Consider the following 19,983-nt stretch of genomic DNA (forward strand, 5'->3'; position numbering starts at 1 on the left):
TAAGATTTAATTCATACCCTTCTTTGCTTATTAATGAAAAAACGCCTTCACAATAAACATATTATTACGCTTACCGTCATTAGTGTCCTTTTTTTGGTACTGGCACTGAGCGTTATGGCGTGGTTTCGTTTGCAGACCATTAACGCGCATTTAGAACAAATTGTTAAACACAATAATGTCAAAATTGAATTAGCCACACGCATGTACAATGCGGCGCAAGAATGGCTGCAAAAATTATACGAGATACAGTTATTATCCGACACCACACAACAACGAAAAGCCTATGATCGTTTTGAACAATTAACCGATATATTTTTAGATGCCTCTGAACAATTAGAACGCCAACCATTAAGCGATATAGAAACCGCACAATTAACTCGTGCCACTCAATTTGCAATGCGGGCTTTGGATCATGTGTTATTGTTTATTCATCACCGTTTGCAAGGCAAAAATCACGAAGCAGAAAAATCTTATGACATCATTCTGCCCATGCAGAAGATGATTTTAAATTCATTAGATGAATTTCTCGCTTATCAACGCGAACAAACCCGTCTTGCAGAACAAAATGCCACAGAAACTTATCAACAAGCCATTTTTTGGCTTTTAGTGCTTGGCATTATTGCGGTGATGGTGATTATTTTATTGGGATTTTGGGTGTTTAATAATATTGAACAAACGCAAGCCCAATTGCTTTACGCCAAAGAAGAAGCCGAAGCGGCCAGCCGCGTTAAAAGTGACTTTTTAGCCAATGTTAGCCATGAAATTCGCACGCCCATGAATGCGGTCATTGGCATGAGCCAATTGTTATTAGAAACCTCCTTGTCTCATGAACAACGCGAATTGGTCGAAACCATTCATGTCAGTGGTGATGCGTTTTTAAAATTAATTAACGATATTTTAGATTTTTCTAAACTCGAATCAGGCGCGTTAAAATTAGACGTTAAAGAATTTGAACTATATGAATTAATCGAAAATTGCTTAGAAAAAACAGCCAGCAAATTAAAAAATAAACCGATTGATTTATCTTTATCTTTTGACGAACAAACGCCCACCCGAATCGCAGGCGATCCCAACCGTTTTCAACAAGTGTTATCGCACTTATTAGATAATGCAGTGAAATTTACTGATAGTGGAGAAATTCGTTTAAAAGTGATTAGCCGCGTTTTAGACAGTTCTCGTTTAGAATTATATGTCACTGTGCAAGATACAGGCGTGGGCATTCCACCCGAACGTTTAGGCAGTTTATTTCAATCTTTTAGCCAAGTCGATACCTCATCAACACGACGTTATGGCGGGACGGGAATTGGATTGGCTTTATGTCGGCAATTAAGCCAATTAATGGGCGGCACATTATGGGTGACAAGTCAGGTAGGAATTGGCTCTACTTTTCACTTTACAGTGGTGGTGAAACCGCTGCACTTATCCGAACCATTCAATGAGCCTGAAGAAGAAGTCAATGATTCATTATTGCCTGATGTGCGTTTACTATTAGTGGAAGATAATAAAACCAATCAAAAAGTGGCGCAATTAATTTTGCGGCGATTGGGACATGAAGTGGATATTGTCGATAATGGACAAATGGCATTAGAAGCCATTGAACATCACGCTTATGATGTGGTATTTATGGACATTCAAATGCCTGAATTAGACGGCATAGAAACCACAAAACATATTCATAAACGCTGGCCCCCCGATCAACGCCCTTACATTATCGCCATGACCGCACACGCACTGCGCGGAGATCGAGAAAAATGTTTGGCCGCAGGAATGGATGATTATGTGTCTAAACCGATTAAATTAGATGCCTTAGCCGAAGCCTTAGAACGCTGGAGATTGCGTAAAGAATCGACTAAACCGCGTTAATTCTGAGATTCCGACGCTATGGATTTATCATTTTTTCAAGAAGATAATAAGCAGGTTTATTTTCTTCTGATTTGTTTTCTTGCAAATAGCGACATAATTGTTTAATTTCTATCAAAGTCAATTGATCGACACGGCCGGGGCGAGAGTAAACACAATACCGCGCTTGATCCGCAGTGGCAACTTGTTTCTGACGATCCACGAATTGATCCACAAAATCAATTAAATCAAGCCGTTTCAGCAGTAAAAAATGTGTCTGTTGTTCAATCGCCAACAAATCAGCCTGTCCTGCATACAACCAGCCGCGATCACTGGGACGCACGCCGTGCAGTTCTATCCACAACCATTGATCTTGTACGGTGACATCTTGTCGCCGAATGCGCTTCATGGCTTTGACATCCACCTTGAAACGGCGCGGCGGCTTTTCTATCACACAATCCCAATGCTCATGCTTATCTGCATGTTCTGATGCGCGCTGCACCTGCCAACCGCGTTGTTGTATCAGCGCGATAAATTGGTCTTCGGCGCGTTGTCCCTGTTCTAAACAGTGGTGTCGATCATATTGATTACGACGCGCTTCAGACATCTACTTTAGGAGATTCGGCAAATAAAGGTTTTAATTTCTTTAAATGCTGCTCTAAATTGCCAGATAAAAATGAAGAAATGGAAAATAAAGTAGACAACACATCTAAAGTCGAATCCGCCTCACTGGCAGCACGAATGCGTTGCAGAAAATCGTAATTAACCGTTTGCAATTCTTCATAATGACGTTTTAAGCCTGTTAATTCTAAATCGGCTTCTCGCCCGTCTTGATGTACGAAATATTGGGTTAATAAATAAGAAGTGGTGGCGCGAAAAACAATTTCTTCAATCGAAGCAAATGGCAAATGATAATGCGCCATGCCGCGCATCCGCGACAAAATCGGACAGGCACTGGTGGCCATGACAAATCCAATTAAAGCCCGTAGACCGGTTTGCGCATCACAGCGTTTAAAATATTCCCGTTCGGGCGTTAATACGCGCACATCCGCCACGCTGCACGATAAAATCTCCCGAAAACCCAAAATAATCTCTTTGGCATCAATCGCCACCGGACAATGCGAATAATCCTCTGGACGCAAAGGACAATTGGCACATTGGTGAAAATCCAATTCTGTCCAAGTGGGATAATCTTCTCGATCCAAAATATCCGCACGGGGTCTTTCAAAATTAATCTTATAATTCAACACCTTGCCATCATCCATGCTGAAGGTGTATTCAATAAACATTTTCCCTTGATCAAACATTGTTTGGCTTACCGAAGGATAGCAAATGAAACCCGATTAATTAAATGAATTAATCCCGATAGCACGCGCAAAGATGCCGCTTATTAACAGTGTGACTCATCTTCTCATATTCTCATAATCACTGGGTTTTAGTCAAAAAAAAGCAAGGTGCGGTGTGCAAAAAAGGCCGTGCTAAAGCCAATTTCTTACCGCACAATCCCATTTTTTAATCAAAAAGATGTTCAATTTCGCGCAAATGGCGTTCCAATGACAATGAAAGCATAGAAGAAATGGTGAATAAAGTCGCCAATACATTCAAATTAGAATCCGCCTCGCTGGCAGCACGAATTCGCTCTAAAAAATGATAATTCACCGTTTGCATTTCTTTAAAGCGTTGTTTTAAGCCGTCAAAGTTAAGATCGAATTCGCCTGTTTTTTTATGGCGATAATATTGGTGTAATAGATAAGAGGATGTGACGCGAAAAACGGTTTCATCCATAGATGCAAAAGGCAGGTGAAAAAATGCCATGCCGCGCATTTGTGCCAAAATAGGACAAGCACTACTGGCCATGACAAAACCAATAATAGCGCGCAAACCCGTTTGGGCATCGGCACGTTTAAAATATTCTCGCTCAGGCGTTTTGACGTGAATATCTACCTCGTTGCACGAGATGACATCGGCAAAACCTTGCAGAATTTCATAAGCATCAATTGCCACAGGGCAATGGGAAAACGTGGTTTTGTCCAACGGGCAATTGGGACATTGGTGAAATTCTAAAACTGTCCAATCAGGATAGGACGCGGGATCAAGAAGGTGTTCACGTGTTCGGTCGAATTCAACGCGATAATGTAACACCTTTCCATCGTCTATGGTAAAGGTATATTCAATAAACATACGCCGTTTCCGGAAAAATAATTTAACAGGCTGTGGGCATCAGGTGACTAGACCAGTATTATCGACCGAATCGCCGCAAAATACCAACCTTTTATCCGTTGCCACACTCTCATTAACGGTTGTTATTAACGACTGTCATAACAATTTCATGGGTAGGCAACGCCGATGTCTTTAGGTTTGACCAGAAAGGGAACAGATTTGGAATTACGGAAGGTATAAGATTGGTACCGAGGGTCGGAGTCGAACCGACACGGTGTCACCACCACCAGATTTTGAGTCTGGCGCGTCTACCAGTTTCGCCACCCCGGCATAAGGAAAGTTGCATTCTAGGTGAGTTTCACTATTTTGTAAAGTCTTTTTTGCACAAATTTGCACAAATCCATTTATTTAATTTTAAATGAGGGGGTTGGGTCAGGCTGTTCTGCTTGCTCTTCTTAAAAGTACGGTATATTGTTTAGACATTGTGTAGATTTTTCTTAACACAAATAATCAGGCTACAACTCAACTGTAATTAAATCAGGAGGCATGTGAATCGTCTCTGTTCGACGATCTCGGCGATGCCGTGCGTTGGCAGAGGGGAAGCACTGAACGCTTATGGCGAGATATTTTTCTCTTAACGCCCCGTTGCTGTGTTTTCTGGCTTTGAGTATGCACTGCTCAATGGCGCAAGATACCACAGAACCTGCACCTAACGCAGAACCAATACCCATTGATGCCGTCGGGCATTCAAACACCCTTCCCTCCCCTCCCGTAATCGTGGATGACCCCGGTCAACCCGGCACCCAAATCACCTTAGAATTCATTGTAGAAGGCCAAGTGCTGAATGAAGCCAATCAATTTTTAAGTGATGTAGAAGTGTCTCTGGGCGAATGGAAAACCACCAGTGATGCCAATGGCTATTATCAATTGGTGGGTTTAAGCGCGGGAACTTATCCTTTAACCGGCGAAAAAGCAGGTTATGTCTTTGAAACGCAACAAATTACCTTAGACGATGAAAATCCTGTGTTATCAACCGTATTGCGCACAGTGGCCGGTGGTACGATTGCAGGTGAGCGGGTTATTGTGACTGGGGCGCATGTTTGTAAAACTAATAACCGGGTCTCTTTCATGACTGAAGTGGGAGAACCCATTTACCGCTTTGATCCGGGTTTTGACAGTCAGGGGATTGTTCTGAGTGCGGCTGATTTTGATCAAGACCAATCCAGCGATGTGGCTGTGAGCCAATTGGCTAAAGGTAACGACGTTTATTTGTTCAATGCCAAAGGGAAACATTTTGTCTCTATTGCCACCAACAGCAACGACAAAGGCGCAAACACGCAATTTGGTGACTTAGATGGAGACGGCAAAACAGAAATTATTGTCGCACAACAAAGTCCCGGCTCACGCTTGTATTTGTATCAAGCCGATGGTAAAGCCATTCGTGCGGTGCCTGTTTTCCAAGAAGCGACTCCGTTTCATTTTGCGGTGGGCGATTTGACGGGTGATGGGCAGGCGGAATTGATTGTGACTAAAGCCGTTTCTGGCACAGAGGACAATGTCTATGTGTATGATGCCGAAGGAAAATTATTGACTTCTTTCCGTGCGTTAGCGAATGGCGATAAAGCACCGGGTGTGGTGGTGGCGGTTGGTCGTGTGACGCAGGCGGATCAAATGGCTATTGTGCTTGGTTTAGCAGAAACCAGCGAAACTTATCAGGTTGCCGCTTATCAGATGAATGGAGAATTATTAGGAGAGTTCTCTGCTTTCAGTGACTTAGAGAATATCGCTGTCACCAATCGCCGTGCCATTCGAGATGGACGCGATGACGATGATGACGACGATGATAAAGATGATAAGGATGACAACGGCGATAAAGACGACGACAAAGAAGATGGCGAGGAAAAAGCAGATAAGACAGAAAAAGCCTTAATTTGCCATAAAGGTCGTAAAACACTTGAAGTGTCTCAAAATGCCGTTCCTGCACATTTAGCCAGTGGTAGCACTTTGGGAGCTTGTGCCAGTGAATCGACTGATGATGACTCCGAAAATGCCAATGCAGGTTGCCAACTTCCTGATTTAAAAGGCTTATTGCTGACTGTGGGCGATGTATCTGGAGATGGGATTGCGGAAATTATTGTGAGTTTAGCGGGTGGGCGCGAAGTGCGCGTTTATCAGCTAAATGGCGAATTGGTACAAAGTTTCTTTGCCGTCGATCAAACGGCCGCATTAACGGCGTTGAGTTATGGCGAACGTATGGCGGTTGATTTACCGGTGGTGACAGAGTTACCCAGCGATCCAGAAGTGCCAGTGGAAGATGTCACGGTCATTGGTACGCCAGATAAACCGGTGGTTATCGAAAATCGTGTGATTAAAGGTACTGTTCGTGTGGCGCACACGGTGATTGTCAATGTCAAATTCGATGTGAGTGCGCGTTTGGTGGTTGGTCCGGGAGTGAAATTCCGTCATAAGAAAGACATCCCAGTGAAATTGAAATTAACTCCCGCCTTCCCAAAAATCAAAAAAGCTAAACGAGTCAAAGGCATGAACGTTACTTTTGATGCGGTGGATTTGACCCAAACGAGCATTGTTGAAGATGCGCCGCCGGTATTAGAAGACATCAAAGTGATGTTCCCCGGTGAAAATATTACGCAAAATGTGGACGACGGACACATCGAAGTGGATCAAGGGGATAATGTGTACGCGGTTGTTCCTGTTGAGGTGGAACAAGCCGAAGAAAATGCGCCGGCGGGTGTTTCAATGACGACGGATGGTCGGGTAATTTTTATCACCACTCGCGGACAACGTATTGTTACTTATGCCACCCCACAACATGGAACCAGTTTTGTGATGGCGTTGGAACAAAACGGCTTGAGCGATCTGACCTTCAACATAACGGGACAACTGGCCGTCAAAATGACCCAACACAAATCAAAACGAGCTTGTGCGCGAGCGGCTTTGGGATCAGAAGTGGTGACGGCTGAGATGAGTGTAGGGGGTTTTTCGGTGGCTTCGCCTTACATTTTGAACCGTCGCTTGTCGGGTTATGTGTTTGTTGACCGCAAGGGGAAAAAACGTAAACAATATGTGTATCCTATGGCCGCTTATCCTGAGCTGTTAATGAATCTCTCGATTAAAGGCAGCAACGCCAAACAAATCGAGTTGCAACAAGATGGTTTAGTGACTTTCACCTTAGGAACACGGGTATTGGTGGGCGTTTTGGATTACGAAGTGACGGTTGGCGGTAAAGCAGAGCGAGCCGGTGTGGAGTTTTCTACCACCGATGACCTCAATGGAGACCGTATTGAAGACATCGTCATTACTTATCCCACGGGCGAAACTCAAGCGGTTTATTTAATCGAATAATCACGTTTAAATAACAGGCCATATTTGCCCAAAGATAAAGGCACATTTCAGAGATGAGTGTGCCTTTATTTTATGTATTATTTTGTTCATTTTTTTCATATTGAAAGACTTGTGTTAATATGCGTATCATTTAGCCAAGCGCGATGGCTTATTAAACCGAATCAACCCGCTTAAACAAAATTCTAAATGAATCAGGCAAATAATGATGTGCAGCAGAAAATTATCCATGTACTTGGTATTGATAGTGGGCTTGTTACAACTGCCTTATTTACTGGCACAACCCCTCGCCACCGATTCTATCGAAATTTACGGGCCTATCAAAAGTGGTGAGTTATTATGGGATATTGCGTTAAAACTACGTCCCAATGATACCGTGTCTCGTTACCAAACCATGCAAGCGATTTTAGCGGTTAATCCTCATGCGTTTAGTGTTGAATGCAATTCAAATTCTCCATTGAAGACGGGAGAATTGTTGCGTATCCCCACGATTCAAGAAATACAAAAATTAACCGCCGCAGAAGCCCGGCGGCAATTCTCAGAACAAACCGAACAATGGCGTGCCGCTCGCAAAAGTGGCGAAGAAATACAATGTCCCCGCTCAACATCTGTCGCTGCCGTTGAACGCGTAGAAACTGTGGTTACAGAAACTCGTCCCGTAGCGACTCCGCCTGCTGCTGTTCCTGAAACCATTTCCCAACGCCAAGAACAACGGCCGCCATTGAGTCCGATTCTTTCCCTCCCGCCGCCTCATCGCGTAGAACAAACGACAGTGACAACCGAAGTGCAGCCCCCGCCGCCGATTCCTCCGACTCCTCCCCCGTCACCTGTTTTTGTAGAACTTCCTAAGCCAGAAATGTCATACTTAACATGGTTAGAACAATCTGCGTGGGTGAGCGAATTAAAAAACAGTATGCCGCAATTACCTTTATGGATTATAGTGACTATTTTAGGATTATTACTGATTATTGTGGTGTTATTGTTTATGCTAATTCTGCTGTTATTGAGACGGGCAAAAAATCCTTCTCCTCCCGCCCCTCATTATCCTATTGATACCGTAAAATCATTTTCTCCCGAAAATAATGCACCGCCTAAAATGTCGAGTGCCGTATGGGGAGAATTACCCACAAAAAAGTCTGAATCGGCGCGTGGTTTTTCACAGCCCCCCATCCCCCCTTATGACTTTATTGAGCAACAATTGGCACACATTCGCAGTTGCTTGGCGAACGAAGGCGAAACGCAAGCGGTGCGCATTTTGTTACACGAAGTCATGACTCGCGGCACACAACAACAGCAAGCACAAGCCGAACAATTACTGGATATTGCAAGAAAAATGCACTGGTTAGAAGAGAGAAGTCCGCGCCACACTGATGAAAATACAGAAAATCCCGCTCCCCAACAAGAAGAAGATTATTTTCCATTACAACGCTATTTACCCGAAGAACAGGCGCGAATTTTTGAAATTATCGATAAAATATTTGGTTTATTAGACAAAGAACTATCGGCTAATGGTCAATTAGTCGAAGCCTATATGAACCGTTATCAACGAGAAGATTTTTGGGACACGCGGCAATATAAAGTGATTGATAAAGTACAAACGCCTTTGGTCGATCCCGATTCCCAAACAGAAAGCAAAGGCCGCGATCCAAAAACAGCCCCACGGCATTTGTAATGGCTGGATTTGCCGCACAAAACGATGGGAGCAAACCGACAGGCTTTGCCCCCACGAAAGACACCCTATGGTCTCTCTACGTCATAACCAATTCCAAAAAAGCAAGATGCCTTCGATTACCACAAGAAAAACGCACCCAATCCGAGGGCATTAGAATCTTGGGCACCGCCGCTGCCATACCACTCATTTTTAGAATAGTTATATTCAGCCGCAATCTTCAACCACGCATTTACATCGTGATAAAGACCCAGAGTCACCGAGCTTTGTTTTTCAATTTGACGTGCGCCTGTGCTTAAACGCACCAATTGATCGGCGCGGGTTTCTTTTGTATCACTTTCTCCGTAACTCAAGCCCAACTTTGTCTTACCCATGGTATAAGTGGCTTGTGCCAAAAAGCCGTGGTTATCCCGCTCCTCGCCCACGCTGTCCAACGAATCCGAATCTAACATCAACGTAGAACCTAAGCCTTTGCCCACGTAACCAGACAACACAAAACCCAGTCCCATGTCTAAATCGTAAGAAATCCCCCCAGCAATCCCTGAAGAGCGCACAGAATCACCACCCGTAGCGAAATCAGCACTTTGCGTCATTGCGCTCACCCAGCCCAAAATACGCCCATTACCGAGGGGTGCGCCATAAGACAATTCCGCTTCAAAACGCGGCATATCAGTCTCTGTCGCAGACACATCGCCCGCAATCTTACTGGGATCAAAAATCCCCGCGCTCAATTTAAAACCACTGTAATCAGGTGTGGTGTAGCGAATACCTGCATTAAATTGCGGATACACATAACCATAACCGATGCGTCCCAATGTCGTGCCGCCGCCATCCACGCCACCTTGCACGCCCAAACCAAATAAGGTCATGTCCGTCAACAAGTTTTTACCTTGAAATAGGCTTAACGCACGCCCCATCAATACATCACCAAATTCCCCTTCCACCTTAAAAAAGGCTTCCCGAAAATCGACTTGAGAACCGAACTGATTTTTTGTTTTTGCATTTTGTACTTGGGGGTAGAAACCAATGCGCGCACTGCCACGTAATCCATTAACAATCGGTGAACGGACGTTGAACGCGAAAACGGCGGGTAATAATCCCGTCCGCACCCGTGCCGAATCTTGATCACCGCTGATGGTGCCGCCGACAACATTGTCTGGTTTGGCATCGGGACGCTCTAACACTAAGAAGCTATTGACATTTCCATCAAAACTGACTTCCCAACCATTGTCCCCGCCCACCAGGACAACCGCCTGACTGACCGAACTCAACGCCAAACAAACGCTGCCCACAGCGACCGATAAGTGAGTTTTTTTCCAGAAAACAGAGGTCATAAGCATTCTCCAAACTTTGGTGGTATTTTTTAGCCTAAGAAAAATAAAAATTTGCTTTAGGTTGTGATGGCAACTGTATGATAGAAATGAATTTACCCCAGCAACAACCGACAAAACGGTTCGGCCTGAGCAATTCCAATTCTATTTTTATAAGTTTGGAAAAAGACTTTATTTTTCATTAAGATAAAACGAATTATTTTATCATTTATCTTTATTTTCAATAAAGCATAGCGAAACATGTCACGTTTATGTAACAGTTTTAGACAGGAATGAGACAGTGTTGCAAAAGCGAGAGAGAAAACGAACAAGCCCTTGAAAAAATTAAACGAGAGGACAAAGCGATTCTGTTATATTGTCAATGGTTGTCACCATGAAAAATTTCAACCCAATGCGAGATGTATTATATGTCATTATCTATTCAAGGACTTTATGCGGTTACGGATGGGACTTTAATTCCCGACCACTGTTTTGCTTATAATGTAGAACAAGCCATTATTGGTGGAGCGCGGGTGGTGCAATATCGAGATAAAAACACCAATAAATTACGTAAATTAGAACAAGCCCAATCTTTACTTAAATTATGCCGTCATTACGGAGTTCCTTTAATTATCAATGATGATGTTTCATTAGCCAAACAAATAGGCGCAGATGGGGTGCATTTAGGACAAGAAGATAGCCGTATTTTAACTGCCAGAGAAATGTTAGGCGATAAAGTTATTATTGGCGCGTCTTGTTATAATCAATTATCTTTAGCCGAGCGTGCCATTAGCGATGGCGCGAATTATATCGCTTTTGGCAGCGTTTTCCCCTCTCGAATTAAACCCAGAGCGGTGACTGCGCCTCTCACTTTATTACGTCAAGCCAGAGCGTTATTTTCTTGTCCAATTGTGGCGATTGGTGGCATTACGCCAGAAAATGCCCCCAGCGTATTAGAAACTGGAGTAGATGCAGTGGCGGTGGTTTATGGTGTTTTTGGGCAGCGCGATATTTTCTTAGCCGCACAACGTTATGCGAAATTATTCACACTCAAGGCCAAAGAATAAAATTAATTCCAATAAAAAATCACACAGGAATTTCAAATTCATGCTTTCTACCTTACCATTATTACAACCCAGTGATTTCCCCATTATTCAGCGTGAACATGTAGAAACATTACAAGTTAATATGGGTTATTTATGCAATCAACAATGTCAGCATTGCCACGTGAATGCAGGGCCAAAACGCCCCGAAAAAATGGACGCAGACACAGCACAAGTGATCATGAATTTCTTGCGTCAAAATACTCACATTCGTTGCTTAGATTTAACGGGGGGCGCGCCTGAATTAAATGCCCATTTTCGTCAATTGGTTAAATTTGGACGAGCGTTATCCTTGCGAATTATTGATCGTTGTAATTTGACGGTATTAAGCGAACCTGATCAATTGTCTTTAGCCGATTTTTTAGCCGAACATCGCGTTGAAATTGTGGCTTCACTGCCTTGTTATTTAGAAGAAAATGTGGACAAACAACGAGGTAACGGAGTTTTTTCCCGCAGTATTGCGGGTTTACGCCGTTTAAACGCGCTGGGATATGGTCAAGCCGATACGGGACTTATTTTAAATTTGGTGTTTAATCCCGCCGATGCCACTCTTCCGCCATCCCAAACTCAATTGGAAAGTGATTATCGTCTTTTTTTACAAGAAAAATATGGGATTATTTTTAATCAATTATTCACCTTATGCAATATGCCCATTCAACGTTTTGGCAGTTGGTTAATTTCGACGCGACAATTTAATAATTATCTCGAATTATTACGCAATAATTATTGTTCGGATAATTTGGATAAAGTCATGTGTCGTCGTTTATTAAGCGTAGATTGGCGGGGTTATATTTATGATTGTGATTTTAATCAAATGCTACAATTGCCCATACTTTCTAGCGATAATAAACCATTACATTTGAGCGAATGGACAGAAAAAATAAACCACAATCAAACCATTCGTGTCGCCGAACATTGTTACGCCTGCACCGCAGGACAAGGCAGCAGTTGTGGTGGCGCATTATAATTGCTTTTAAATCCAATTTAATCAATCAGGTAATTGATCATAAGTGAGTAAAAAAACTCCCTCTCCCCCGCGAGCAAATTCTAACCATAAAAAAGGCAAATCAGGATAAGCCGCAATCAAAGCCGGCGCACTGGCTCCGACCTCTACCACCAGAATGCCATGCGGCGTGAGATGGCGTTTGGCTTGGGCTAAAATTTGGTGCGCAAAGGACAAACCATCCTCCCCCGCAGCCAAACCCAATACCGGCTCATGATGATATTCCTCAGGCATTTCTTCTAAAGCCTGCGCATCCACATAAGGCGGATTAGTCACAATTAAATCGTAATGAATGCCCGCTAATTCGGTGAATAAATCCGATTGTACAATATGCACTTTATCGTTTAATTGATACTCATCAATATTTTTTTGCGCCACCGCTAATGCGTCGGGAGAAATATCGACTAAATCAACTTCCGCTTCGGGAAAAGATTTAATCGCCGTCGCAATGCCAATGCAACCACTACCACAACACAAATCTAACACGCGATTAACCTGTTCTATTTCCAGCCAAGGTGCATAACGCGCTTCAATTAATTCTGCAATGGGAGAACGGGGAATTAACACCCGCTGATCCACGTAAAAAGGCAATTGTGCAAACCAAGCTTGTTGCGTTAAATAAGGGACAGGAATGCGTTTTTCTAAGCGTAATTGCAACTGATTTAACAATTGCGTTTTTTCTCGATAAGTCAAACGTCCTTGCCATAATAGAGGCGGTAATTCTTGACCTAAATGTAAAGTTTGCAAAACCAAAGCAACGGCTTCATCCACCGCATTGTCTGTTCCGTGACCAAAATACAAATGTGCCTCGTTAAAACGACTCGCTGCCCAACGCACAAAGTCGGCAATGGTATGTAATTCATCAATTGCACTGCTGTCCATAGACTGTCCTTATTTTTAAGAAAAATGGCGTAAGCGTTTTAATTAAACCGTTTTGCCACTGCTCATTAATTCTCTGGTGGTGATTCCAGTTTTAAAAGTATTTTTATGTTGTTCAGCGATGTTTTGAAATTGCGAACGGTATTGAGCTTTTACGGTTTGTTTTAATAAAACTTTCTGCTCATCAATTGCGGTACGAATTTCGATTTCAAATTCACTGCGGTTTAATAACTCATCTAATTTCAAAACCACTTGATCGGTAATTAACCAACCTGCCACTGCGCCGATGATTCCGCCGACCGCTGCGCCTATCGCGGTGCCTGCGACGGGAACGACTGAACCCGCGGCTGCTCCTGCTGCCGCACCTGTGGCAGCCCCACTGCCGATTCCTGTGGCTTTGGCGGCGGTGCGAGCGACCAATTTGGTGACAATTTTGCCGCTGGTTCGTTGACCAATTAAGCGAGCGGCTTGCGCACCCACCGCGCCAATCGCCACCACGCGCCCACGCCTACGCCCGCAAAACGCACAGAATTTACTGAAAAATCAAAACGTTTCAACACATCTGCTTGCGTGATGCGCAAGGTTTGATTAATTAAACCCATTTCATCTTGAGTAAAACCAAAATCTGCTTTAGCCTGATGATCAATTTTTTCTAACGCCTTTGTTACAATCACATTGGCATCATCACCCACGTTAGCAAATGCTTGATTTAAGCGTTCATCAAAATTCGCTTCATTAAATAAAATTTCTAAGGCTTTCTTATCGGTATCATGAGTCACCATAGATAACAATTGGGTATATTCTCCCGTTAGGGAATAATGAAAATCAGCAAATTTAGGAATTTGAACATAAACGGCTTCAAAAACCGCATCAATTTCTCGATCAACACTCTCATCTAATTCTGTCGCTGCTTCTTCAGTCAGCGCGTGATCAATTTTTTTGGAGAAATGGGGAAAATTGCTTTCGACAATAGCAGCCAATTTATCCGATAAAATAACCGTATTGTTTGCTACCGAGACTCGCGGTGTCATCTGGTATTTAATTACGCCATAAAAAGTGGCTACAATAACCAGAGCAATAAAAAAGACCACCAGAAAACGGAATGTTTAGTGGTTGTGATGGCTTGTGATTTCACTGTTTTCCTCCTTTACCAAAAACAAATCAGCCACTTCAATTAAATAACGATTATATCCCCACACAGCAACGCCACCACTTAATAAAAAAAGTGTCCAAACTATCCCACTAATCACCTGATCAGAAATCCATTCATTACCTGTCACCATTAACCACCATGAAAACGCATCTTTTTCCGCTCCCATTTGCAACAGATAACGCACCATATCACATTCAGAAACTAAATGCACTGTGGCATTATTCAAGGTTTTTGCTAAAGAAGGGTCTAAATAATCAGGAATAAAAGAATAATATTGAACTCCCGCCAATACAAAAATCATCATTAATAAATTGATAGACACTGTCCAATTCTTCGCAATGACAAAACGCATTTGGGGGTGAATAGAAAGTTTTAAACTGCTTAAAATAAAGTGATAAAGCCCATATAGTAGAAATAGATTCATCAATAGAATAACCAAAATTTTCCATTCCCACAACACCATTTGTACTAATAAAACGACAGTCAAAAATAAAGCCGTTAAAATAGCACGAATAAAAACAAAAATTTTTCCCGTAAAGATTTGATACAATAATGAGGAAGGTTGAAAATAACAAGTGGCTAAACACCATCTTTTCTTTGCAGCAAATTGAAATAAACCAATCATCATTATACTCATGACAATCATGGGAATAATTAAAATAACGCAAGAAAACGCATAAATATCACGCCAAATAATCAGTATAAAATAAGCCATCAATAAGGCTGCTAATGGTTTAATGTGTTGCACGACTTAAAATAATCCCATGCGAGAAACTTAGAAGTGTATAACCAAAAGTCTAACACAGCTTTTAGTGTACAACAAGTGGGGATTAAAATTTAATTTTAGGAAAAAATACTTTATAATCCGTCATCATTTTTTTCAAGTCACCCTTCATCACTTTGCAATGTTTTTACTTCACACTAAAACGCTTTATTAAGGAAAAATTAGCGATGGATCAGCCAATTATCAATACCTTACTTCCTGATTTTTGGGTTATTATTCCAGCGCGTTATGGCTCAACTCGTTTGCCCGGTAAGCCTTTATTAGATATTCATGGTAAACCCATGATTTGGCATGTTTATCAACAAGCTATTGCCAGTGGTGCGGCGCGGGTCATTATTGCCACAGATGATGATCGAATTGAGAAAGTCGCCAAAGCATTTGGGGCTGAAGTTTATTTAACTCATCACCAACACATTTCAGGCACAGATCGCGTGGCTGAAGCGGCTTATTTAGCGGGTGCAATGCCAGACACTTTAATTGTTAATGTGCAAGGTGATGAGCCTTTAATTGCACCACAATTAATTCAACAAGTGGCTGTTGCATTAGCGAAAAAAACGGAAGCCAATATGGCCACATTAGGCGAACCCATTGAGCAATGGGCTATGCTTTTTAATCCGCATATTGTTAAAATCGTATTAAATGCAGAAGGTTTTGCACTTTATTTTAGCCGTGCGCCGATTGCTTGGGTGCGGTCTGATTTTTCTTGGGATAAGGCGATGTGTAAAGAAGAAAAAATTAATACAGGACATGTGCGCCATTTAGGTATTTATGCTTATCGATTTGATTATTTACAGCTTTATACTCAATTACCAATTTGCACCTTAGAACAGCAAGAATCTTTAGAACAATTACGGGTTTTATTTCACGATGGCCGCATTTATGTGGAATTGGCACAAGCACAAAGCAGTATAGGTGTTGATACCGAAGAAGATTTACTGCAAGTCCGTTGTTTCTTAGCAAGAAATAAGTCGTTTTAACACCCTATCCCTATTCTATTTTTTAGGTTGAAATAACGCTGTGAATACGAGAACAACATATTCTATTTTAGGTGATTTTTTAGCCCTCATCGCAGGAGCAATATTACCATTTGCTTTTGCGCCGTTTTCGTGGTTTTTCTTAGCGATTATTGCGCCTGCTATGTTATTCGTTATTTGGCAAAATGTTACGCCTGCGCGTTGTTTTTGGCGGGGGTGGTTATTTGGGGTGGGATTTTTTGGGGTGGGGGTTTCTTGGGTTTATGTGAGTTTTTCTGATTTTTCAGATATGCCCATGATTTCTGCGATATTATTAACGGTCGCTTTTGTGGCTTTTTTGGCTTTATATCCTGCTATTTTGGGATGGTTTGTTGCGCGGTTTTTTCCCGATATTCATTACGGTAAATATTTATTATTATTACCCAGTCTTTGGGTCTTATTTGAATGGATAAGAAGCTGGTTATTGACAGGTTTTCCTTGGTTAAGTTTAGGTTATAGTCAAATTGAAACGCCCTTGCGTGGATTTGCGCCGATTTTTGGTATTTATGGGGTCAGTATAGCCGTGGCTTTTACCGCAGGTTTATTGGCGTATATGGTCAGAGCCAATCAGTGGAAAATGGAAGAAACGTTGTTGGCTATTTTATTATTTACAGGCGTGTGGGGCGGCGGTTGGATTTTAACGCAACAAATCTGGTATAAATCTTCTGATTCGCCTTTTTCGGTGGCTTTAATTCAAGGTAATATTCCACAGGAATTTAAATGGAATCAAGCCTATCAATTAGAAACCATTGAACGTTATTTAAAATTAACTCAACAACATCGCAGTGCAGATGTGGTGATTTGGCCAGAAACAGCAATTACCACTTTTTATCATTTTCAATTTACTCAAAAAATTTTAGATATATTAATGCAAGAACGGGCTTTATATCAAACTGATTTTTTATTAGGAATGCCTTATGTGGATGAACAAGGACTTTATTATAATAGTGTTTTAAGTTTAAGTGATGCACCTAATTTTTATCATAAAAATCATTTAGTGCCATTTGGGGAATATATTCCATTAATGAATTGGTTTGATAAATGGTTAGATTTTTTAAAACTGCCCATGTCTTCTTTTTCAGCGGGAGACTTTTATCAAGAAAATTTAACCGCCGCAGGGCAAATGATAGGTGTTTCTATTTGTTATGAGGCGGCTTTTGGCGAGCGAATTCGTACGGCATTGCCAGAGGCAAGTGTTTTGGTTAATGTCAGTAATGATGCGTGGTTTGGAAATTCAATTGCACCGCATCAACATTTAGAAATTGCTCAAATGCGCGCTTTAGAAATGGGGCGTTATTTGTTGCGGGCAACGAATACGGGAATTTCGGCGATTATTGCGCCTTCAGGACAGGTTATTGCGCGTTCTCCGCAATTTGAAGTGTATGCTTTAACGGGAGAAGTGCAACCTTTACAAGGCGTTACGCCTTATGTGCGTTTAGGGGAGTTACCCTTGTTGCTGTTGACGATGGCGATGTTATTGTTGGGAATGGCGATTTATGGGCAGACACGCCGTGATTTAATTTAACAGGAATATAAGTCGTTAAATAAAAATATTCAGGTATTAAAAGCGTTCAGAGTTTTTACATTTCTACCGCCCCCCAACCCCCCTCCTGCTAGGAGGGGGAGTTAGAATAAAAACAAAAACAAGCACTTAAAAAATTTCCTCTTTCTCCCCCTCCTAGCAGGAGGGGGCAGGGGGGCGGTAGAAATGTGGATATTGCGGAATTTAACGGGTTTTATGCTTGAAGCACTCTCTAGGTGTAATTCTTGAGTTACTTGGTAGGGTTTAAATTGAGAATTACTGAGCCTAGCAAAAAAGACTTGTACAAGTGGATAGGCAGACGTAAGATGCGCTGAGATTTGAGCGTATCAATCAGCGGTGAACGATGCGGGCTTAAAGAGCCATGTGCCGTCACAGCACACATGCAATCAACCATAATCCACAGTAAAGATCGAGAAAACCCTATGCAATGTCACTTCAAACGCTGCACCATTACTGCGCTGCTTACCGCAGGACTCATTGCTGGTTGTAACGACTCAAGCGAGGAGACTGCCTCCACTCCGGTCGTTGACACGACAGTTGACGCGGAAAACGCCGCCCTGAAATTTGATGCCGCCAACTACACGACCATCAACGTGACGATCGATGGCATAGCCACCAAACTACGTCAGTACAAAATTGTTTATGTCGCCAAACCGGTCAAATCCGCAACGACCTTAGGCATGTCTGGTGGTGCCCAGACACTCACCGACCCCTACTCCATGCAAACTATGATCGTCTCGGTATCAGATGCCTTGGTCAGCGATCAGAAGGCACCACTGTATTTCCTTGTGGGCAACAGCGGCTGGATGGCCAGCCCGGTGACAACTTCGGTCACAGAAGGCAAGGCATTTACCAGTACAGGCGACAGCGACAACGTGGGTGCCGCGTTGAAGGCGGGTTACGTCATGATCAACGTCGGCACCCGTAGCCGGGGGGCGCGCGCCGAAGACGGCACTTGGACGGGAAAAGCCCCTGCGCCAGTGGTCGATGCCAAAGCAGCAATTCGCTATTTACGCCTCAACGACAGCGCGATGCCGGGTTCAGCAGAGCGCATTATTGTCACTGGCACCAGCGGGGGTGGTGGCTTGACGGCTGTCGTCTCGGCTAGCGGCAATAGTGTGGACTTTTTACCGTTCCTAGCCGAAATTGGTGCCGCCGGTATAGCAGGCTCCGGTGCCACAGCCACCAGCACCCTCAAAGATGATGTCTTTGCCGCCGTTGCTTACTGCCCGATCAACAATCTGGGTAATGCCGATGCGGGTTACGAGTGGGAATATAACGCGACGCGCACGGACAGCAACACGCCCTCCTTGAACAACGTGGCTTACTCTGCCGGCCCGCAAGTAAACGCCTCATTTGCTTTGAAAACCATTTTTCCGGCCTATCTCAATAATCTGGCCCTGACACTGGAGAATGGCATGGCATTAAACGACAGCAGCTTAAAAGGTGCCACGCAAGCCTTGCTCAAGGCTGAAATTGAGCGTCAGATCGCCAAGGGCACCGCAGTTCCGACGCTAGGCGGGAATTTTTCATTAAGAGTCGGTGGTCGTCCGGGCGTTGCACCCAGCACGAAAAACATCGTTAACGACTGGCTGACACTCAGTGGCAGCGGCACCAGTGCTACGGTGACTAATATCGATTACGCCAAGTTCCTTGCGTTTGTGGCAACGATCCAGTCCTTGAAATCGGTCGTTGCCTTTGACGCGGTGGGTGTCACCGGGAACACTGCCATTTCGGGCGAAACGAACTTGTTTGGCTCTGCCAGCGTGCAATACTCCAACTTTAACGAATGGACTTGGGCCAACAACAGCATCACGGGCGATGGCTCCGGCATTGATGATACGGGGGTGAGTTGGACGCAATACTTGTTGAATTCTAACAATAATTTGGCAACCCAGCTCAAGCTCATCAATCCGCTGTCTTACCTCAATACCGTGGCTGATACAGCACCTTATTGGTATGTGCGTCATGGCATGATTGACCGTGACACCTCCTTTGCGATGCAAAGCCTTTTATACTACGCCATTAAAAATGACGCATCCGTCAGGGACGTGAGTTACGCAATGCCCTATCTTGTTTCTCACAGTGGAAATTATGATGTTCAGGAAGCCTTTGCGTGGATCAAGTCCAAGGTGGCAGCAAATCCCTGATCCGACCCCGCCCGCGT

The 19,983-nt window shown here is 43.2% G+C and carries 16 protein-coding genes and 1 tRNA gene; 8 read left to right on the forward strand and 9 right to left on the reverse strand.

What is annotated here, in order from left to right; translation table 11 throughout:
- The first annotated feature begins 33 nt into the window (after positions 1-33).
- Positions 34-1,863: an ATP-binding protein gene (locus TPSD3_RS05795; protein ID WP_086487637.1), complete on the forward strand. Its 1,830-nt coding sequence runs from the start codon at positions 34-36 to the stop codon at positions 1,861-1,863.
- Positions 1,864-1,879: 16 nt separating this feature from the next.
- On the opposite strand, the gene TPSD3_RS05800 is transcribed toward TPSD3_RS05795, so the two are convergent.
- The 4 genes from TPSD3_RS05800 to TPSD3_RS05815 all read right to left on the reverse strand — a co-directional run bounded on the left by TPSD3_RS05800 (position 1,880) and on the right by TPSD3_RS05815 (position 4,329).
- On the reverse strand, positions 1,880-2,446 hold the full coding sequence (locus tag TPSD3_RS05800) for a hypothetical protein (RefSeq protein ID WP_086487638.1): 567 nt from the start codon (positions 2,444-2,446) through the stop codon (positions 1,880-1,882).
- Positions 2,439-3,128, reverse strand: coding sequence for a DUF6901 family protein (locus TPSD3_RS05805; protein WP_245391533.1), 690 nt, complete (start codon positions 3,126-3,128; stop codon positions 2,439-2,441). The genes TPSD3_RS05800 and TPSD3_RS05805 overlap by 8 nt, the downstream gene beginning before the upstream one ends.
- Positions 3,129-3,351: 223 nt before the next feature.
- Positions 3,352-4,020 (reverse strand): DUF6901 family protein, encoded by a 669-nt coding sequence (locus TPSD3_RS05810; RefSeq protein ID WP_086487640.1) that lies wholly within the window; start codon positions 4,018-4,020, stop codon positions 3,352-3,354.
- A gap of 222 nt (positions 4,021-4,242) precedes the next feature.
- Positions 4,243-4,329, reverse strand: a tRNA-Leu gene (locus TPSD3_RS05815).
- A 285-nt stretch (positions 4,330-4,614) separates the two neighbouring features.
- On the opposite strand from TPSD3_RS05815, the gene TPSD3_RS05820 reads away from it, so the two are divergent.
- Both TPSD3_RS05820 and TPSD3_RS05825 read left to right on the forward strand, forming a co-directional pair.
- Complete coding sequence (locus tag TPSD3_RS05820; RefSeq protein ID WP_086487641.1) at positions 4,615-7,362, forward strand: FG-GAP-like repeat-containing protein; 2,748 nt, start codon at positions 4,615-4,617, stop codon at positions 7,360-7,362.
- A gap of 202 nt (positions 7,363-7,564) precedes the next feature.
- Positions 7,565-9,031, forward strand: coding sequence for a FimV/HubP family polar landmark protein (locus TPSD3_RS05825; RefSeq protein WP_086487642.1), 1,467 nt, complete (start codon positions 7,565-7,567; stop codon positions 9,029-9,031).
- A 116-nt stretch (positions 9,032-9,147) separates the two neighbouring features.
- Here TPSD3_RS05825 and TPSD3_RS05830 read toward each other — a convergent pair whose 3' ends face one another.
- Positions 9,148-10,362, reverse strand: coding sequence for a porin (locus TPSD3_RS05830; protein ID WP_086487643.1), 1,215 nt, complete (start codon positions 10,360-10,362; stop codon positions 9,148-9,150).
- Between the two features lie 404 nt (positions 10,363-10,766).
- On the opposite strand from TPSD3_RS05830, the gene thiE reads away from it, so the two are divergent.
- Positions 10,767-11,405, forward strand: a complete 639-nt coding sequence (gene thiE, locus TPSD3_RS05835) for a thiamine phosphate synthase (protein ID WP_086487644.1) — start codon at positions 10,767-10,769, stop codon at positions 11,403-11,405.
- A gap of 40 nt (positions 11,406-11,445) precedes the next feature.
- The gene (arsS, locus tag TPSD3_RS05840) at positions 11,446-12,408 is read left to right on the forward strand and encodes an arsenosugar biosynthesis radical SAM (seleno)protein ArsS (RefSeq protein ID WP_086487645.1); all 963 of its coding nucleotides are present in this window, start codon (positions 11,446-11,448) and stop codon (positions 12,406-12,408) included.
- Between the two features lie 21 nt (positions 12,409-12,429).
- Here the strand turns inward: arsS and prmB are convergent, their stop codons facing one another.
- The 4 genes from prmB to TPSD3_RS05860 form a co-directional block, all read right to left on the reverse strand.
- Positions 12,430-13,326, reverse strand: coding sequence for a 50S ribosomal protein L3 N(5)-glutamine methyltransferase (prmB, locus tag TPSD3_RS05845; protein WP_176329755.1), 897 nt, complete (start codon positions 13,324-13,326; stop codon positions 12,430-12,432).
- Between the two features lie 42 nt (positions 13,327-13,368).
- Positions 13,369-13,821 carry a hypothetical protein gene (locus TPSD3_RS05850; RefSeq protein ID WP_086487646.1) on the reverse strand — a complete coding sequence of 151 codons (453 nt, stop codon included), beginning with the start codon at positions 13,819-13,821 and terminating at the stop codon, positions 13,369-13,371.
- A complete protein-coding gene (locus TPSD3_RS05855) occupies positions 13,779-14,354 on the reverse strand; it encodes a hypothetical protein (RefSeq protein WP_086487647.1) in 576 nt (191 codons plus the stop codon). Before TPSD3_RS05855 ends, TPSD3_RS05850 begins: the two co-directional genes overlap by 43 nt.
- 75 nt (positions 14,355-14,429) lie before the next feature.
- Positions 14,430-15,224 carry a hypothetical protein gene (locus TPSD3_RS05860; protein WP_086487648.1) on the reverse strand — a complete coding sequence of 265 codons (795 nt, stop codon included), beginning with the start codon at positions 15,222-15,224 and terminating at the stop codon, positions 14,430-14,432.
- 203 nt (positions 15,225-15,427) lie between these two features.
- On the opposite strand from TPSD3_RS05860, the gene kdsB reads away from it, so the two are divergent.
- The 3 genes from kdsB (at position 15,428) to TPSD3_RS05875 (ending at position 19,966) form a co-directional block, all read left to right on the forward strand.
- The gene (gene kdsB, locus TPSD3_RS05865) at positions 15,428-16,237 is read left to right on the forward strand and encodes a 3-deoxy-manno-octulosonate cytidylyltransferase (RefSeq protein WP_086487649.1); all 810 of its coding nucleotides are present in this window, start codon (positions 15,428-15,430) and stop codon (positions 16,235-16,237) included.
- A gap of 40 nt (positions 16,238-16,277) precedes the next feature.
- Entirely contained in the window at positions 16,278-17,798 is a 1,521-nt protein-coding gene (gene lnt, locus TPSD3_RS05870) for an apolipoprotein N-acyltransferase (protein ID WP_086487650.1), read from the forward strand.
- 398 nt (positions 17,799-18,196) lie between these two features.
- Positions 18,197-19,966, forward strand: a complete 1,770-nt coding sequence (locus TPSD3_RS05875) for a subtype B tannase (RefSeq protein ID WP_217884392.1) — start codon at positions 18,197-18,199, stop codon at positions 19,964-19,966.
- Positions 19,967-19,983 lie beyond the last annotated feature (17 nt).

This window comes from Thioflexithrix psekupsensis (assembly GCF_002149925.1).
GTDB classification, from domain to species: domain Bacteria; phylum Pseudomonadota; class Gammaproteobacteria; order Beggiatoales; family Beggiatoaceae; genus Thioflexithrix; species Thioflexithrix psekupsensis.

Bases quoted from the DNA above. Each gene is read 5' to 3' on its own strand.
- TPSD3_RS05875 (WP_217884392.1), top strand. From the start codon at position 18,197: ATGCAATCAACCATAATCCACAGTAAAGATCGAGAAAACCCTATGCAA.
- prmB (WP_176329755.1), bottom strand. From the start codon at position 13,326: ATGGACAGCAGTGCAATTGATGAATTACATACCATTGCCGACTTTGTG.
- TPSD3_RS05800 (WP_086487638.1), bottom strand. From the start codon at position 2,446: ATGTCTGAAGCGCGTCGTAATCAATATGATCGACACCACTGTTTAGAA.
- TPSD3_RS05795 (WP_086487637.1), top strand. From the start codon at position 34: ATGAAAAAACGCCTTCACAATAAACATATTATTACGCTTACCGTCATT.
- TPSD3_RS05830 (WP_086487643.1), bottom strand. From the start codon at position 10,362: ATGACCTCTGTTTTCTGGAAAAAAACTCACTTATCGGTCGCTGTGGGC.
- arsS (WP_086487645.1), top strand. From the start codon at position 11,446: ATGCTTTCTACCTTACCATTATTACAACCCAGTGATTTCCCCATTATT.
- TPSD3_RS05855 (WP_086487647.1), bottom strand. From the start codon at position 14,354: ATGACACCGCGAGTCTCGGTAGCAAACAATACGGTTATTTTATCGGAT.
- TPSD3_RS05810 (WP_086487640.1), bottom strand. From the start codon at position 4,020: ATGTTTATTGAATATACCTTTACCATAGACGATGGAAAGGTGTTACAT.
- kdsB (WP_086487649.1), top strand. From the start codon at position 15,428: ATGGATCAGCCAATTATCAATACCTTACTTCCTGATTTTTGGGTTATT.
- TPSD3_RS05825 (WP_086487642.1), top strand. From the start codon at position 7,565: ATGATGTGCAGCAGAAAATTATCCATGTACTTGGTATTGATAGTGGGC.
- thiE (WP_086487644.1), top strand. From the start codon at position 10,767: ATGTCATTATCTATTCAAGGACTTTATGCGGTTACGGATGGGACTTTA.
- TPSD3_RS05820 (WP_086487641.1), top strand. From the start codon at position 4,615: ATGGCGAGATATTTTTCTCTTAACGCCCCGTTGCTGTGTTTTCTGGCT.
- TPSD3_RS05805 (WP_245391533.1), bottom strand. From the start codon at position 3,128: ATGTTTATTGAATACACCTTCAGCATGGATGATGGCAAGGTGTTGAAT.